The sequence below is a fragment of the Halomonas sp. DP8Y7-3 genome, assembly GCF_019801675.1.
GTDB classification, from domain to species: Bacteria; Pseudomonadota; Gammaproteobacteria; order Pseudomonadales; family Halomonadaceae; genus Halomonas; species Halomonas litopenaei_A.
In genome coordinates this window covers 360,186-375,128 of sequence record NZ_JAHVIO010000019.1, presented here as the reverse complement: position 1 = coordinate 375,128, position 14,943 = coordinate 360,186, and the positions used below count along the sequence as shown (strand labels likewise).

Below are 14,943 nucleotides of genomic sequence, written 5' to 3'. Positions count from 1 at the left end.
GGTCCAGCACTATAGTGATGCCCCCAACTCTCGGATCATCTTTTCTCGTCGTCTCAGCGCGGCCAGTCCTTCATGGCCGAGTCGGTCTGCCACCTCAGTCAGTAGCCCTTGCGCCAACAGGAAGAAGGCGCCCATGGCGTTGGAAAAGAACAGGCTGTCGTTGGGTACCAGGAAGCGGTGTTCTGCGACCCGTGACAGCGGTGACGATTCGCTGTCTGTCAGCGCAATGATCCGGATACCTGCCTTTGCCGCTACCTTCGCGGTTTCCAGCACGCTGGTGGTGTAGGGAAAGCAACTGACCACGACCAGCACGTCACCCGCGTCCAGTTGAGCAAGGGCATCGGCCACTCCCTGTCGCCCCGCATCGAGCTCGGCTGCGTCGGCACGTAGCATGCCCAATCCATAGGCCATGAACTGCGCAAGCGAAGCAAACTGGCGCTGGCCGTGGATTCTCACCCTGGGTCCTGTGGCCAGCAGCTCGACGACAGCGTCATAGGTGCCCGCTTCCAGCTGGTGCAACAGCGCGGCAAAGTTCGCGCTTTCCTGGCGGCCCAGACGTGCCAGTCGCGCCACGCCCTTGCCCTCGTCCTGGTCCGTCGACAGCTTCGCAGCGAGGTCGCTGTAGAAATGCTCCCCGCCGTCGGCCACCTCGCGACGAAAGACCCCTTGCAGCTCGCCGAACCCGTCGAACCCCAGTCGCTGGGCAAGACGTGTCAGCGTGGATGGATTCACGTCGAGGCGCTGCGCCAGTTCGCTGATCGATGCCACCGCAGTGGACTGAGGGCTCTCGATCAGTGCCGTCAATACGGCCAGTGAGCGCCGCCCAAGACGCAGCGAGGAATGCCCCTCACGGATGCTCTCGGCGAGACGTTGAAGGTCAGCAAGATGGCGAGGCACCGGCGCGTTAGCAGGGGGAGAGGACGGCATCTTGGCTCCTTGTCTGAAACATTCGGCGATAGAGGCCATGTGAAAACAGCTGCTTATCTTGCCAGCTATCTCAGAAGACGCGTAGAGAAGGCGAGCTTTTGCAAATAATGCATTGAAACAATCTGAAAAGCATTTAATATTTGCATTTGTTGTTGGCGGTGATGATGTCGATGCCGCCCAGCCACTCGACCAGCGCCTGATCCTGAGCTCGTGCTCACCAGCAGATGTCTCGGTCAGATGCCCTGGCCGCCTCGACGCACGTGATCCGCCGTACCTTCTACCTGCCATGGGCCAACCACCCCGGGAGCCAGCATGAGCCGCGTCTTTCATCGCCATCTCACTTCTACCTACCCCACCGCGGTGGCCGGGGATGGTCCCTACCTCATTGATGCCAGTGGCAAGCGTTATCTGGATGCCAGCGGCGGGGCGGCAGTGTCCTGCCTGGGCCACAGCGATACCCAGGTGCAGCAGGCCATCGCTGAACAGGTCTCCAGGATGGCCTACGCTCATTCCAGCTTTTTCACCTCAGAACCGATGGAAGCGCTGGCCGATTTTCTGGTAGAGCGAGCCCCTGAGGGTATCGCCAGCGTGTACTTTGTCTCCGGCGGTTCCGAGGCGGTAGAGGCAGCATTGAAGATGGCGCGTCAGTACTTCCTCGAGATCGGCCAGCCGGAGCGTACCCAGGTCATCGCTCGTCGACAGAGCTACCACGGCAACACCTTGGGAGCCCTGGCCACCGGGGGTAATGCCTGGCGTCGCCAACCGTTCGAACCGCTGCTCAGCGAGACGACACATGTCAGCCCCTGCTATGCCTACCGCGGCAAACAGGCGGGAGAGAGCGACATCGCCTATGGCGAGCGCCTGGCACAAGAGCTCGAGCAGACCATCGCTCAGCTCGGCGCCGAGCGTGTCATGGCGTTCGTGGCAGAGCCTGTCGTCGGGGCCACGCTCGGCGCGGTGACCGCCGTGCCTGGCTACTTCCAGCGAGTCCGCGAGATCTGTGATCGTCACGGCATCCTGTTGATTCTGGATGAGGTGATGTGTGGCATGGGGCGCACAGGCTCGCTGTTTGCCTGCGAGCAGGAGGGGATCAGCCCGGATATCGTCACCATTGCCAAGGGATTGGGAGGTGGCTACCAGCCGATTGGTGCGACGCTGGCAAGCCAGCGAATTCGCGACGCCATTGCCGAGGGATCAGGCTTCTTTCAGCATGGGCATACCTACATTGGCCACGCCACGGCATGTGCCGGGGCGCTTGCTGTCCAGCGCAGTATCGAGGACCGTGGACTGCTTGAACGGGTGCGTCACCAGGGCGAAGGCTTGCAGCGCCGTCTGCTGGAGCGCTTTGGCGATCATCCCCAGGTGGGTGATGTGCGTGGCCGTGGCCTGTTCCTTGGCCTGGAACTGGTCGCTGACCGTGAGACCCAGGCACCGTTCCCGGCAGAGCGTCGACTGAATGCACGGATCAAGTCGGCTGCGATGTCCCAGGGGTTGATGTGCTACCCGGCGGGGGGCACCCTCGACGGTCGGCGCGGTGACCATGTACTGCTGGCCCCTCCCTATATTGTCGAAGACAGGCACCTGGATGAGATCGTCGACAAGCTTGAGGCCGCCATCGACACAGCGCTGGTCGAATGCCTTGCCGGTGGTGCCTAGGCGTCGGCTGCGCGCTGTGGTGCTCACCCACTGTACCCAAGACTCCATTTGAGGAAACCAAGATGTCCATCCGATCCCGCCTGCCGGAGCTCACCGATGCCAGCATGACCGATGAGCAACGGCGCGTGCTGTCCGACATCCTCAGCGGACCGCGCGGCAACCTGGACGGCCCGTTTCTCGCCTGGGTGCATAGCCCGGAGCTGGCCGACAACGCCCAGCGTCTTGGGGCCTTCTGCCGCTATGGGACACGCCTGCCACTGCGCTTGACGGAGCTTGCCATCCTGGCAACCGCTGCGTGGTGGAAGTCCCAGGCCGAGTGGCAGATTCATGCCCCCATCGCGCTGGAGGCCGGTCTCTCCCCAGCAGTTGTAGAGGCACTGCGCGAGGGCCGGCAGCCGCCCTTCGAGGATCCCCAGGAGGCGCTGGTGCACCGCTTGGCCTACCAGCTCTATGACACCCGCCGAGTGGATGAGTCCACCTACCGTGAGGCGGTGGAGGCGTTTGGCGAAGAGGCCGTAGTGGAGCTGGTAGGAGTGCTGGGGTACTACGCGCTGGTGGCGATGACGCTGAATGTGTTCGAGGTGCGTCGAGGCCAACAGCCCCTGCCTTTTGAGGAACCTGCTACGTAATCCACTGATGTAGGCTACTCTCAATCAGCGTTTCGCTGGACACTGATGCAGTGTTTCGTAGTGCTCTGACCATGGAGGAGGCCGACATGGATGACAGTCTTCTGGTGTTTATGGTGCTTGGGCTGACGCTGGCGGCCTTTGTATGGGGGCGCTGGCGCTTCGACCTGGTGGCTCTGGCATCACTCCTGGCGTCAGTGGTGTTGGGGCTGGTTCCGGCTGACGACGCCTTTACCGGCTTCGGCCACCCGGCGGTGATTACCGTAGTGGCGGTGCTGGTGCTTTCCAGGGGCTTCGAGCACGCAGGCGTGGTCGACGTGATCTCCGCCCAGGTACTCAAGGTTGGAGATCGCCTGATCCTGCAGTTGCTGGCGTTGACCGGGCTGGTCACGCTGTTGTCCGGCTTCATGAACAATGTCGGTGCGCTGGCGCTGCTGTTGCCGGTAGCGCTGAGACTCTCCCGGGAACACGATACCTCTCCGTCCATCTTGCTGATGCCCCTGGCGTTCGGGTCACTGCTGGGCGGCCTGACCACGCTGATCGGCACGCCGCCCAACATCATCATCTCCAGCTATCGCGCCTCGCTCTCGGGTGAGCGTTTCGCCATGTTCGACTTCTTGCCCGTGGGCGGAGCCGTGGCCCTGGCCGGAGTAGCCTTCATTGTCCTGCTGGGATGGCGTCTGGTGCCACGGCGCACTGGCCAGGCCAGCCGGGATGCCATGTTCGATACCGCTCACTACCTGGTCGAAGTGCGGGTCGGGGCGGATGCCAAGGCGCTGGGCTGGTCGTTGCACAAGCTCAGGCGCAAGCTGGACGACAACGTGCCGGTGCTGGCGCTGGTACGTGATGGACGGCGCTATGCCGGCCATTCCTTTTATGGGGTACTGCGACAAGACGATATCCTGCTGCTCGAGGCGGGCCCCGACGAACTGAAGGCGCTTGAGGATCAGGCCGGATTGCGCGTTGGTCTGGCGCCGAGCGATGTGCCTACCCCAGAGGGCGACGACCTGCCAGAGCGCGCCGAAGGCGACGACCTGCCAGAGCGCGACGACGACAACCTTGAGACAGCTTCTCTGGCGCAGCGCACGCGACATCTGCTCAGCCAGGACGAGGAAGCCATCGAGCGCCGCCAGACCCTGGACCGGGCGCGGGATGATGTCGGTAGTGACGAGGAAGGGACGCAGAGGGGAGCTCACTCGGGCAACTCGGCACAGCAAGACGAGGCAGAAGAGGACAGCCGCAAGGAGCGCTCCGAGGACGAGGACCTTCACCTGATCGAGGCCATTGTGCGCAATGACGCCGCGATCAGCGGTCGCACCGCGGCGGAGCTGCGCTTGCACCATCAATACGGGCTACACCTGGTGGCGGTGGCCAGGGATGGTGGAAGGCTGCAGCAGCGGCTCAGGGATATCCGCTTCCGCCCCGGTGATGTGCTGTTGCTGCAGGGCGATCCGGAGGGACTGGGTGAGAGCCTGACGGTACTGGGCTGCCTGCCCTTGGCGGATCGTCGGCTGACGCTGGGGCAGCCGCGTCAGCTGGCCCTGTCCATCGGCATCTTCGTGGCGGCCATCATGGCCATGCTGTTTGATCTGCTGCCGGCGGCGGTGGCGCTGTCCCTGGCCGCCCTGGTGACCCTGGTGGTCGGGGTACTGCCCCTGCGAGAGGGCTACCGGGCCATCGATGGTCCGGTGATCGTACTGCTGGGAGCGATGATACCGGTGGGGCAGTCGCTGGAAACCAGCGGTGGCGCTCAGTTGATTGCGGACACGCTGTTGGGGTGGGGCAGCCAATGGCCACCCTTGCTGGTGCTGGCAGGGTTGTTCATGGTCAGTACCTTGCTCTCCAACGTCATCAACAATGCCGCAGCGGCGCTGCTGATGGCGCCGATTGCTGCCAGCCTGGCCAACGGATTCGGGCTGTCACTCGACCCCTTCCTGATGATCGTGGCGATCAGCGCCTCCTGCGCCTTCCTCACTCCCATCGGTCACCAGTCGAATACCCTGGTAATGGGCCCGGCGGGATACCACTTCAGCGACTACTGGCGTCTTGGCTTGCCGCTGACGCTGGTGGTGATGCTGGTCGCGATACCACTCATCATGCTGGTATGGCCGCTGAAGTAGGGGCCACAGGGAATATGCTCTTCACAACGACAACGCCCGGCGAGTGCCGGGCGTTGTGGTGATGCAGTGCCGATGACTCAGGCGGTCGCGTTGTGCTGGTTGACCTTGTCCTTGTCGGTGACAAAGGCATCGAAGGCAAAGTCATCCACGCTGAGCATATCCAGCACCTCGGCCTCACGCTTGCGCATGAAATCGGCGTCGTCTTCGTTGATCAATCCTTCGGCCAGTGCGGCTTCCAGACGCTCTTCCGGATGCAGGGCCTGCACCGGCAACTTGCCTTTGGCATAGGCGCGATTGATCTGGCGATACAGCGCCTCGGCGCGGTTCTGGGTCTCCAGCAGGGCGTTGTAGCGTGCCACCGGGTTGTCCTGCACCTGGTCGTTGCTGTCCCAGGCGCCCTGAAGCAGCTTCTTGCGCAGCGCCGAGCCCGTGGAAACGGACCTGGCAATGGCCCGGGCAAGATCGTCGTGAGGACGGGCCCAGCGCCGCCCCAGCGGCATGACCAGCACCTTCAATGTCTTGCCCAGGGCCTTGTTCGGCAAGTTGTCGAATACCTCGACAAAGGCGGTCTCGGCGCGGTTGAGCAGGAAGCGGCAGGCGTAGTGCATCAGCTCGGCTTCGCCTTCGACCTTGTCGCCCTCATGCCACTGCTTGATCACCATGCTGACCAGGTAGAGGTTGGACAGCACGTCACCGAGTCGTGCCGACAGCATTTCTCGCTGCTTGAGTTCGGCTCCCAGGCTTGCCATGGCCGCATCCGCGCACAGGCTGAAGCCAGCGGAAAGACGGCAGACCTCCTTGGCGTAGGGCCCAGCGACGTCATCGAAGGGGTTGGCAGGCTTGCCCAGGCCAAGTCCCATGGAGAAGGCGCGCGCCGCGTTGCCGAAGATCAGGCCGGCATGGCGGAAGAAGGCGCGATCGAAGGCCTTTGCATCGTCAGCATCCTTGGCCGCCAGCTCTTCAAGCACGTAAGGATGGCAGCGGATGGCACCCTGTCCGAACACCATCAGGTTGCGGGTCATGATGTTGGCGCCTTCCACCGTGATGGCCACCGGGTTCGCGCTGTAGCCAATACCCAGATAGTTGCGCGGGCCCAGGGTGACGGCCTTGCCGCCATGAATGTCCATGGCATCGGCGAGAATGTCTCGCTGGAACTCGGTCAGCTGGCTCTTGAGGATGGTGGAGGGCACGGCCGGTGCATGACCGTGGTCGATGGTGTTGGCGGTCTGGTAGACCGCTGCCTGGGCGATGTAGGCCTTGGCGGTGAGGCGTGCCAGGGGCTCCTGGATGCCTTCCATCTCGGCCACCGGCACGTTGAACTGGCGGCGAATGCGGGCAAAGCCTCCAGCCCAGCCAATGGCGTAGCGTCCCGTGCCTGTGGCGCCGGAGGGCAGGGTGATGCAGCGACCCACCGACAGACATTCGATCAACATGCGCCAGCCTTCACCCGCCATGTCCGGGCCACCGATGATGGTATCCAGCGGGACAAACACATCCTTGCCGCGGATCGGGCCATTCATGAAGGGGCTACCGATGGGGTGGTGGCGGCGACCGATGTCCATGCCGTCCGTGTCTCGTGGCACCAGGGCACAGGTGATACCCAGATCTTCCTTGTCGCCCAGCAGGTGGTCCGGGTCGAACATGCGGAAGGCCAGGCCAACCACGGTGGCGATGGGCGCCAGGGTGATCCAGCGCTTGTTGAAGGTCAGGCGCAGGCCCAGCACCTCCTTGCCGTCGACTTCCTTCTTGCACACGATGCCGACGTCCGGCAGCGACGTGGCGTCAGAGCCGGCACGGGGGCCGGTCAGGCCGAAACAGGGGATCTCGCGTCCATCGGCCAGGCGCGGCAGGTAATGATCTTTCTGTTCCTGAGTGCCGTACTTGAGCAGCAGTTCGCCGGGGCCGAGGGAGTTGGGCACGCCCACGGTGGACATCAGCGTCTCATTGACGGCCAGCTTCTGCAGTACCGCAGACTGTGCCTTGGCAGAGAAGCCGAGGCCGCCATACTGCTTGGGAATGATCATGCCGAAGAAGCGTTCCTTCTTCAGGTAGTCCCACAGCTCCGGGGGCAGGTCGGCGCGCTCGCGGGCAATGTCCCAGGCGTTGCACATGCCGGCGGCGACGGTGCACTGATGGTCGATGAAGGCACGTTCCTCGTCGCTGAGGCCATCGTCCTTGAAGTCGAGCAGGCGCTGCCAGTCGGGGCGGCCGGAGAACAGCTCCCCATCCCAGGCCACACTGCCTGCCTCCAGCGCGGTGCGCTCGGTGTCAGAGACCTTGGGCGCGACCTTCTTGAACATGGCGAACAGGCGCGGCGAGAGCCAGTGGCGGCGCAGTGCGGGCAGGCCACACACGGCGATCACGGCAGCGCTGATCAACAGCAGCACACCGACGACTTCGGCATCGAGCAGTAGGCCGACGATACCCAGTACCGCAGGCAGAGCGGTCGCGGGGGCAGACCCTGCTTCACGGTGGGCGATGGCGATCAGGCCAACGACCGTGAAGACGAGCAGGAGCAGGCTGAGCATGGAGAGTCTCCTTGGCTGGCGATAGAGGCAGAGTGTTGCCGGTGATTGGAATAAAACGCCTGTTTGAATTCTTGCAGATTAGCCCATCGACTGGCAACCAGCCACTGAAAACGCCTGGTCTTGCACCATGGTCGAATCAAACGTGTCTGAGCTGCACAAAAAAGCCCTGTGATGAACACAGGGCCAGGGGGATGACGTCGACATGCTGCGTGTGGCAGCGGGCTTCGCTAGCCAGTAGGTGTCGAGCCGTCGGTGCCTGCTGCAAGGCGGCGCTCACCCTGGGTCGGGTGGGCGTCCTCGAGCCGGCGCTGCGGGGTGGCCTGGGCAGGGGCACCATTGGCCACGTAATAGGGTGCGTCGCTCGGCGGCAGTGTCTGCTTGCCACGAATCTTGTCGGCCATTCGCTCTGCCAGCATGATCGTCGGCGCATTGAGGTTGCCAGTGGGAATCACCGGGAACAGCGAGGCGTCTACCACGCGCAGGCGTTCCACCCCGTGCACGCGACCTGCGCCATCTACCACGCAGTCGTCGCCATCTCCCATCCGGCAGGTGCCGCAGGGGTGGTAGGCGGTCTCGGCGTGCTGGCGCACGAAGGCGTCGAGTTCCTCGTCGGTGTTGACGTCCGGTCCCGGAGAGATCTCGCGACCGCGATATTCGTCCATGGCCGGCTGAGCGATGATCTCACGGGTCAGGCGAATGGCGTCGCGGAACTCTTCCCAGTCCTTCTCGGTGGACATGTAGTTGAACAGGATGGACGGCGCCGCCTTGGGATCAAAAGAGGTCAAGCGCACGCGGCCCTCGCTCTCCGAGCGCATGGAACCGACGTGGGCCTGGAAGCCGTGGGCCTGTACCGCACTCTTGCCGTTATAGCTGATCGCGATGGGCAGGAAGTGGTACTGCAGGTTGGGCCAGGCTTCCTCCTGGCTGGTACGAATGAACCCTGCTGCCTCGAACTGATTGCTGGCGCCGATGCCGGTGCCCTTGAACATCCATTCTGCGCCGATGGCTGGCTGGTTGTACCACTTCAACGCCGGGTAGAGGGAGATCGGCTTCTTGCACTCATACTGGATGTACATCTCCAGATGGTCCTGCAGATGGGCACCGACGTTGTCATTGACCTGAACGGCCTCGATACCCAGCTCCTCGAGCAGGTCGGCCGGTCCGATGCCGGAGCGCTGCAGGATCTGCGGCGAGGCGATGGCGCCGGCACACAGCAGCACTTCGCGACGGATGCGCACCTGCTGGTCCTGGCCCTTGCGCTGATAGCGTACCCCGACCGCGCGCTTGCCCTCGAACAGGATCACATCGGTGGTCGCGCGGGTTTCGATGGTCAGGTTGGGACGCTGCTTGGCTTCATCGAGATAGCCCCTGGCGGTGGAGGCGCGACGGCCATTGGGGGTGACGAAACGGTCCATGGGACCGAAGCCTTCCTGCTGGTAGCCGTTGACGTCTTCAGTGGCCGGGTAGCCCGCCTGTTGGCCTGCCTCGATAAAGGCGTGATAAAGCGGATTGTTGCCTTCCTTCGGCGTGGTCACGCTGACCGGGCCATCGCCACCATGATAGTCGTTGGGGCCGATGTCACGGGTCTCGGCCTTGCGGAAGTAGGGAAGGCAGTTGGCATAGTGCCAGTCTTCCAGCCCGGCACGCTGGGCCCAGCCGTCATAGTCCAGGGCATTGCCACGGATGTAGCACATGCCGTTGATCAGCGAGGAGCCGCCCAGGCCCTTGCCGCGACCGCACTCCATGCGGCGATTGTCCATGTGCGGCTCAGGGTCCGTTTCAAACGCCCAGTTGTAGCGCTTGCCCTGCAGCGGATAGGCCAGCGCGGCGGGCATCTGGGTGCGAAAGTCGAAGCGGTGATCCTTGCCGCCTGCTTCAAGCAGCAGCACCTGGACGTCAGGATCTTCTGTCAGGCGAGTCGCAAGAACGTTGCCGGCTGAGCCGGCGCCAATGATGACGTAGTCGTATTCACGATGCTGTGGCATGAAACGCCTCCCGGGAGAATAAGTGAGATGTCGGGGTCAGGCGCGACGCGGTGTCGGATGGCCCGGAGGGCGAGCCATCAAGAGAAAGGGCAGGGGATTCCGCGCAAGCCTGTCACATGGGGTCGGGGTGGGGGCCCCGACCCTGGATGTGGTGAGGTTAGAAAACCGACTCGAAGGGTCCCATCTCGACCTGGACCGACTTGGTCTGGGTGTAGTGGGCCAGTGTCTCGATACCGTTTTCACGACCGACACCCGATTGCTTGTAGCCGCCGACCGGCATTTCGGCCGGCGACTCGCCCCAGGTGTTGATCCAGCAGATGCCGGCTTCAAGGCGGTGGATCATGCGGTGTGCGCGGTTGAGGCTTTCGGTAAAGACACCCGCCGCCAGGCCATAGGTGGTGGCGTTGGCACGCTGGAGCACTTCTTCCTCGCTGTCAAAGCCGAGCACGGACATGACCGGGCCGAAAATCTCTTCGCGGACGATGCGCATATCGTCGGTGCAGTCGGTGAACACCGTAGGCGCCGCCCAGGCACCCTTGGCCCAGTCACCCTGATCCCAGGTCTCGCCACCGGCCAACAAACGAGCGCCTTCCTGCTGGCCCAGGGCGATGTAGGACAGGACCTTCTGCTGATGCTCGAAGCTGACCAGCGGGCCGAAGTTCACGGCCGGATCCATCGGGTCACCTGCCTTGATGCGCGCTACACGAGTCGCCAGACGCGCCTCGAAGTCCGCCTTGATGGCGTTATCGACAAAGACCCGCGTGCCGTTGGTGCAGATCTGGCCGCTGGAGTAGAAGTTGGCCATCATGGCGGCGTCGGCCGCACGGTCCAGGTCCGCATCACGACATACGATCAACGGTGACTTGCCACCCAGCTCCATGGTCACGTCCTTGAGGCTGGAAGCCGCCGAGGCAGACATGACCTTCTTGCCGGTGCCGACCTCGCCAGTGAAGGACACCTTGGCGATGTCAGGATGGCCGGTAATCGCCTGGCCCACCTCAGCCTCGCCATGGACGACGTTGAAGACGCCATCCGGCAGGCCGGCTTCGGTGAACACCTCGGCCAGGATCATGGTGGTCAGCGGGGTGACTTCGCTGGGCTTGAAGACCACCGCGTTGCCGGCGGCGAGGGCAGGGGCTGACTTCCAGCAGGCAATCTGGATCGGGTAGTTCCATGCGCCGATGGAACCGATCACGCCAAGCGGCTCGCGACGGGTGTAGACGAAGCTGTCTTCGCGCAGCGGAATCTGGCTGCCTTCGATGGCGGCGGCCAGACCTGCGTAGTACTCCAGCACGTCGGCACCGGTGACGATGTCGACCGTGGAGGTCTCGCTGAAGGGCTTGCCCGTGTTACGGGTCTCGAGTTCCGCGATCTCATCGTTGCGCTCACGCAGCAGGGCCACGGCGCGGTTGAGAATGCGGCCTCGCTCCATGCCGGACATGGCGCCCCAGACCTTCTGGCCTTGCTGGGCGGCAGCCACGGCGGCATCCACGTCGGCGTCGCTGGCCACCTGGACGTCTGCCAGGTGGCTACCGTCGTAGGGGTTGGTGACGCTGAACGTCTCGTTGGAGGTGGCGTCTGTCAGACGGCCATTGATATAGAGCTTCTGGGTGTCGAGCGTTGCCATGACATCCTCCTATGGTGAGAGCGAGCTAATAAAGGTGATGGGGTGATCGCGGACGGCGCCATCGAGTGTGCCCTGACGTTGGGGCGCACGCCTCGCACGGTGATGGGACGTCCCTTGATCCAGGCTAGGCTTTCTGCAGATGGTGGCAGGCGGCCTGATCAAGTGGATGCGCTACGTCCTGGCTGCCTGGTCCAGTAGACGATGCAGGTACTCCCGCGCCAATTCACGCGCCTGGCGGGTGTCCAGCCCCTCGGGCGAGAGGGTGCCGCGAAGCCACAAGCCGTCGATCATGGCGGCCATGCCGTTGGCGGCGCGCTGTGCCTCGTCACGGGGCATCAGACGTTTGAACTGGTAGCAGAGGTTGGCGTAAAGCCTGCGATCGTTGATCTTCTGCAGGCGCTGCAGGTCGGCCTTGTGCATCGAGTTGGCCCAGAAGGCGAGCCAGGTGCCGGCCGCGCGAGCGTTGGTCTGGGATGAGTCAAAGTTGCCATCGATGATGGCTTCCAGATGCGCTCTTGGGCTGTTGTCGGAGAGGGCTTTGCGACGTGCAGCGACCGCGTCGCCCAGGTCGTGCTGAATCTGCCGCATGGTAGCTTCGAGCAGGCCGTCCTTGCCGCCAAAATAGTGGCTGATGATGCCAGCAGACACGCCCGCGTGACGTGCGATACGCATCACGGTGGCATCCGCCAGGCCGACCTCATGGATGGCGGCCATGGTGGCTTGTATCAGCTGTTGCCTGCGGATTGGCTCCATTCCTACCTTGGGCATGACAGACCTCTCTACCACTGCCTCACGAGCTTTCAGGTGCTCGAGAGTTGAAACGGTGACTTGCTCCTCGAGGTGTCCCCGAGGTTAGGATGTAGAGAGTATGCCTTTTATTGATTGGACGTTCAATCAAAATCTGGTCGATTCAACGGCACCGTTGTGAACAGGCCACCATACTGCAACCGATAATCCGAATAAGGAGTGCATGATGACGACCCCGACGATTCCCGCTCTGTCCGTGCTGGCGGCAGCCATCGCCGGCCTTGCCGCCCCCCAGGCGATGGCCGCCGATGACAGCTGCCAGCCGGTGCGTTTCGCTGAAGTCGGCTGGACCGACATCACCGCGACCACCGCGCTCACCACTCAGGTTCTGCAGGCCATGGGCTACGAGACGCGCATCGATACGGTATCGGTGCCGATTGCTTATTCAGGTATGAAGAACGGTGACTTCGACGTGTTCCTGGGTAACTGGATGCCTTCCATGGCGTCCATCAGCGACCCTTACGTGGAGCAGGGTGACGTCGACCGCCTGGGTGCCAACCTGGAAGGCGCCAAGTACACCCTGGCGGTGCCTCAGTATGTGCACGACGCAGGCGTCACCTCGGTGGCGGATCTCGCCCAGCACGCCGACAAGTTCGACAGCGAGCTGCATGGCATCGAGGCCGGGAACGACGGCAATGAGTTGATCCAGCAGATGATCGACGACGACGCCTTCGGTCTCGGCGACTGGTCGCTGGTCGACTCCAGTGAAGCAGGCATGCTGGCCGAGTTGCGGGCTAGGGTCCCGGATGAGTCCTGGATGGTCTTCCTGGGGTGGGAGCCTCACCCGATGAATACCAATTTCGATATGGCCTACCTGGAGGGCGCAGACGATTACTTTGGTCCCGACCTGGGGGGCGCCACGGTCTATACCAACACACGTGCCGGCTACAGCGAGAGCTGCCCGAACGTTGGCGCACTGCTCGACAATCTGAGCTTTACCCTGGAGATGGAGAACCAGTTGATGGGATCCATCATGGACGATGGCGTGGCGCCGGAGGAGGCTGCCCAGGATTACCTGAAGGCGAATCCGGCACTTCTGGAGGCATGGCTTGAAGGCGTCAATACCGCCGACGGCGAGCCCGCGCTGCCAGCCGTCAAGGCGTCGCTGGGTATCGACTGACACCTTTTATTGGTGGCGACAGCCCTTGTGGATCTTCGTCGCCGAAAATTTGGCGGTCAGGCTTGCCAAGTCCTTGGGGGGTGTGCATAATTCACCCCCGTCGACACGGCGATGTTATTGCCTGACGGCCAAAAGGCTACGTAGCTCAGTTGGTTAGAGCACATCACTCATAATGATGGGGTCCCCTGTTCGAGTCAGGGCGTAGCCACCAGGATTTAGACAGCGCCCGCTGACTTCGGTCAGCGGGCGCTGTCGTTTCAGCATGTCCGGTTCCAGGGTGCCCGGTGTCAGCCGGTGTCGTCAGAGCGATGTCGCCGTGATGCTGTCGGCGTCAGGCTGGGGCGCTATCCAAGGTTGTGAGGCGGATCAGCGAGTTAAGTCGACCTGTCCGGCAATAAACCTTCAGGTGGGCTTGACGATCTCGGCGTGATCCGTATACTACGCCCCGTGCTCAAGGCGATTCCCCGATAGCTCAGTTGGTAGAGCAAATGACTGTTAATCATTGGGTCACAGGTTCGAGTCCTGTTCGGGGAGCCAACCTCCAAGGTTGATCCCGCCTCTTGCACCGACAATTCAAGGTCATTCCCCGATAGCTCAGTTGGTAGAGCAAATGACTGTTAATCATTGGGTCACAGGTTCGAGTCCTGTTCGGGGAGCCATCTTGGCGCAATGTCACGCTGCTCTGTACCTTGCAAGAATTGTCGCCCGGCTCAAGGTCGTTACCTGATGCCATTTAGCGCTGCATCATTTAGCAGTGCGCTATTTAGCACTGCACTGTTTAGCACTGCACATTGTCGTTCCCCGATAGCTCAGTTGGTAGAGCAAATGACTGTTAATCATTGGGTCACAGGTTCGAGTCCTGTTCGGGGAGCCAGTGCATTCTGCGCTATCTAGCGACACTCCTGAGTTTGCTGCCTTTCTTTTCCTTCCTTGCCTTTCGTTATTGTCCTTGAAATTCTGGGCTTTCCCTTGTCGGTTTTCGGTACCTGGCGTTAACGATCGCTGCGCTCGTTTCGTCCATTTTTCGTCTATGTGTTGTGTCCTGCTCGCGTTGCAGGCCTGTGGCGCTACCTCGTCTTGCTCCGCCAAACTGACTGCCTCTATCCTGTTTTGCATACGGTTATTCTGGATACCAGGTTGCTCCCTCTTGCGCTGAAACGCGACAGGGCGCCGGACAACCACTGCGAAAGGGAAGACCCCATGACAACCTCGCAACAGTCGTCGAAAACGCCCACTCTGACCCTGCACATCGGTCATGAAGAGCTGATCATTCGCCAGCGCTATGAGGTGCTCAGCATCGTCAACGACCTCTTGATCGGCACCTGGTTTATCATCGGCAGTATTCTGTTTTTCTACGAGTCGCTTGCCTATATAGGGACCTGGCTGTTTCTGATCGGCAGTATCGAGATGATGATACGCCCGCTCATTCGCCTTGCCCGGCGGGTGCATATCCAGCGCCTGCACCCTGAAGCGCCTGCCGCGGTGGATGCAGGGCATGACTATTGATCCGCCCTTGTATCGCTGCCTTGTTCGCTCCTTGATAGCGG

General features: G+C 62.3%; 10 protein-coding genes and 4 tRNA genes. 9 read left to right on the top strand and 5 right to left on the bottom strand.

Translation table 11 applies throughout. The annotated features are described in order from the left end of the window. Positions 1 to 9 precede the first annotated feature (9 nt). On the bottom strand, positions 10 to 927 hold the full coding sequence (locus tag KUV86_RS19270) for a MurR/RpiR family transcriptional regulator (protein WP_222163634.1): 918 nt from the start codon (positions 925 to 927) through the stop codon (positions 10 to 12). A gap of 312 nt (positions 928 to 1,239) precedes the next feature. Between KUV86_RS19270 and KUV86_RS19265 the strand changes: the two genes are divergently transcribed. From KUV86_RS19265 to KUV86_RS19255, 3 genes are all read left to right on the top strand, one after another. After that, positions 1,240 to 2,583 carry an aspartate aminotransferase family protein gene (locus KUV86_RS19265; protein WP_222163632.1) on the top strand — a complete coding sequence of 448 codons (1,344 nt, stop codon included), beginning with the start codon at positions 1,240 to 1,242 and terminating at the stop codon, positions 2,581 to 2,583. Positions 2,584 to 2,645: 62 nt separating this feature from the next. Continuing rightward, positions 2,646 to 3,212 (top strand): carboxymuconolactone decarboxylase family protein, encoded by a 567-nt coding sequence (locus KUV86_RS19260; RefSeq protein ID WP_206943485.1) that lies wholly within the window; start codon positions 2,646 to 2,648, stop codon positions 3,210 to 3,212. A gap of 86 nt (positions 3,213 to 3,298) precedes the next feature. Next, the gene (locus tag KUV86_RS19255; protein ID WP_222486232.1) at positions 3,299 to 5,329 is read left to right on the top strand and encodes an SLC13 family permease; all 2,031 of its coding nucleotides are present in this window, start codon (positions 3,299 to 3,301) and stop codon (positions 5,327 to 5,329) included. A 77-nt stretch (positions 5,330 to 5,406) separates the two neighbouring features. On the opposite strand, the gene KUV86_RS19250 is transcribed toward KUV86_RS19255, so the two are convergent. The 4 genes from KUV86_RS19250 to betI form a co-directional block, all read right to left on the bottom strand. After that, on the bottom strand, positions 5,407 to 7,857 hold the full coding sequence (locus KUV86_RS19250; RefSeq protein ID WP_222486230.1) for an acyl-CoA dehydrogenase: 2,451 nt from the start codon (positions 7,855 to 7,857) through the stop codon (positions 5,407 to 5,409). 227 nt (positions 7,858 to 8,084) lie between these two features. Continuing rightward, positions 8,085 to 9,842 (bottom strand): choline dehydrogenase, encoded by a 1,758-nt coding sequence (gene betA / locus KUV86_RS19245; protein WP_261397717.1) that lies wholly within the window; start codon positions 9,840 to 9,842, stop codon positions 8,085 to 8,087. A 157-nt stretch (positions 9,843 to 9,999) separates the two neighbouring features. Next, positions 10,000 to 11,469, bottom strand: a complete 1,470-nt coding sequence (gene betB / locus KUV86_RS19240; RefSeq protein ID WP_222486228.1) for a betaine-aldehyde dehydrogenase — start codon at positions 11,467 to 11,469, stop codon at positions 10,000 to 10,002. A 171-nt stretch (positions 11,470 to 11,640) separates the two neighbouring features. Next, entirely contained in the window at positions 11,641 to 12,237 is a 597-nt protein-coding gene (gene betI / locus KUV86_RS19235; RefSeq protein WP_206943477.1) for a transcriptional regulator BetI, read from the bottom strand. Positions 12,238 to 12,514: 277 nt separating this feature from the next. On the opposite strand from betI, the gene KUV86_RS19230 reads away from it, so the two are divergent. From KUV86_RS19230 to KUV86_RS19205, 6 genes are all read left to right on the top strand, one after another. Continuing rightward, positions 12,515 to 13,396, top strand: a complete 882-nt coding sequence (locus tag KUV86_RS19230) for a choline ABC transporter substrate-binding protein (protein WP_261396652.1) — start codon at positions 12,515 to 12,517, stop codon at positions 13,394 to 13,396. Positions 13,397 to 13,530: 134 nt separating this feature from the next. Then, positions 13,531 to 13,607 (top strand) — tRNA-Met (locus KUV86_RS19225). A 250-nt stretch (positions 13,608 to 13,857) separates the two neighbouring features. Beyond that, a tRNA-Asn gene (locus KUV86_RS19220) sits at positions 13,858 to 13,933 on the top strand. A 46-nt stretch (positions 13,934 to 13,979) separates the two neighbouring features. Then, positions 13,980 to 14,055, top strand: a tRNA-Asn gene (locus KUV86_RS19215). Positions 14,056 to 14,194: 139 nt separating this feature from the next. Then, positions 14,195 to 14,270: transfer RNA gene (locus KUV86_RS19210), tRNA-Asn, on the top strand. Positions 14,271 to 14,596: 326 nt separating this feature from the next. Continuing rightward, positions 14,597 to 14,902 (top strand): YrhK family protein, encoded by a 306-nt coding sequence (locus tag KUV86_RS19205; RefSeq protein WP_222238711.1) that lies wholly within the window; start codon positions 14,597 to 14,599, stop codon positions 14,900 to 14,902. Positions 14,903 to 14,943 lie beyond the last annotated feature (41 nt).

Coding starts and splice junctions, on each gene's coding strand:
- KUV86_RS19270 (WP_222163634.1), bottom strand. CDS start 927: ATGCCGTCCTCTCCCCCTGCTAACGCGCCGGTGCCTCGCCATCTTGCT.
- KUV86_RS19265 (WP_222163632.1), top strand. CDS start 1,240: ATGAGCCGCGTCTTTCATCGCCATCTCACTTCTACCTACCCCACCGCG.
- KUV86_RS19260 (WP_206943485.1), top strand. CDS start 2,646: ATGTCCATCCGATCCCGCCTGCCGGAGCTCACCGATGCCAGCATGACC.
- KUV86_RS19255 (WP_222486232.1), top strand. CDS start 3,299: ATGGATGACAGTCTTCTGGTGTTTATGGTGCTTGGGCTGACGCTGGCG.
- KUV86_RS19250 (WP_222486230.1), bottom strand. CDS start 7,857: ATGCTCAGCCTGCTCCTGCTCGTCTTCACGGTCGTTGGCCTGATCGCC.
- betA (WP_261397717.1), bottom strand. CDS start 9,842: ATGCCACAGCATCGTGAATACGACTACGTCATCATTGGCGCCGGCTCA.
- betB (WP_222486228.1), bottom strand. CDS start 11,469: ATGGCAACGCTCGACACCCAGAAGCTCTATATCAATGGCCGTCTGACA.
- betI (WP_206943477.1), bottom strand. CDS start 12,237: ATGCCCAAGGTAGGAATGGAGCCAATCCGCAGGCAACAGCTGATACAA.
- KUV86_RS19230 (WP_261396652.1), top strand. CDS start 12,515: ATGGCCGCCGATGACAGCTGCCAGCCGGTGCGTTTCGCTGAAGTCGGC.
- KUV86_RS19205 (WP_222238711.1), top strand. CDS start 14,597: ATGACAACCTCGCAACAGTCGTCGAAAACGCCCACTCTGACCCTGCAC.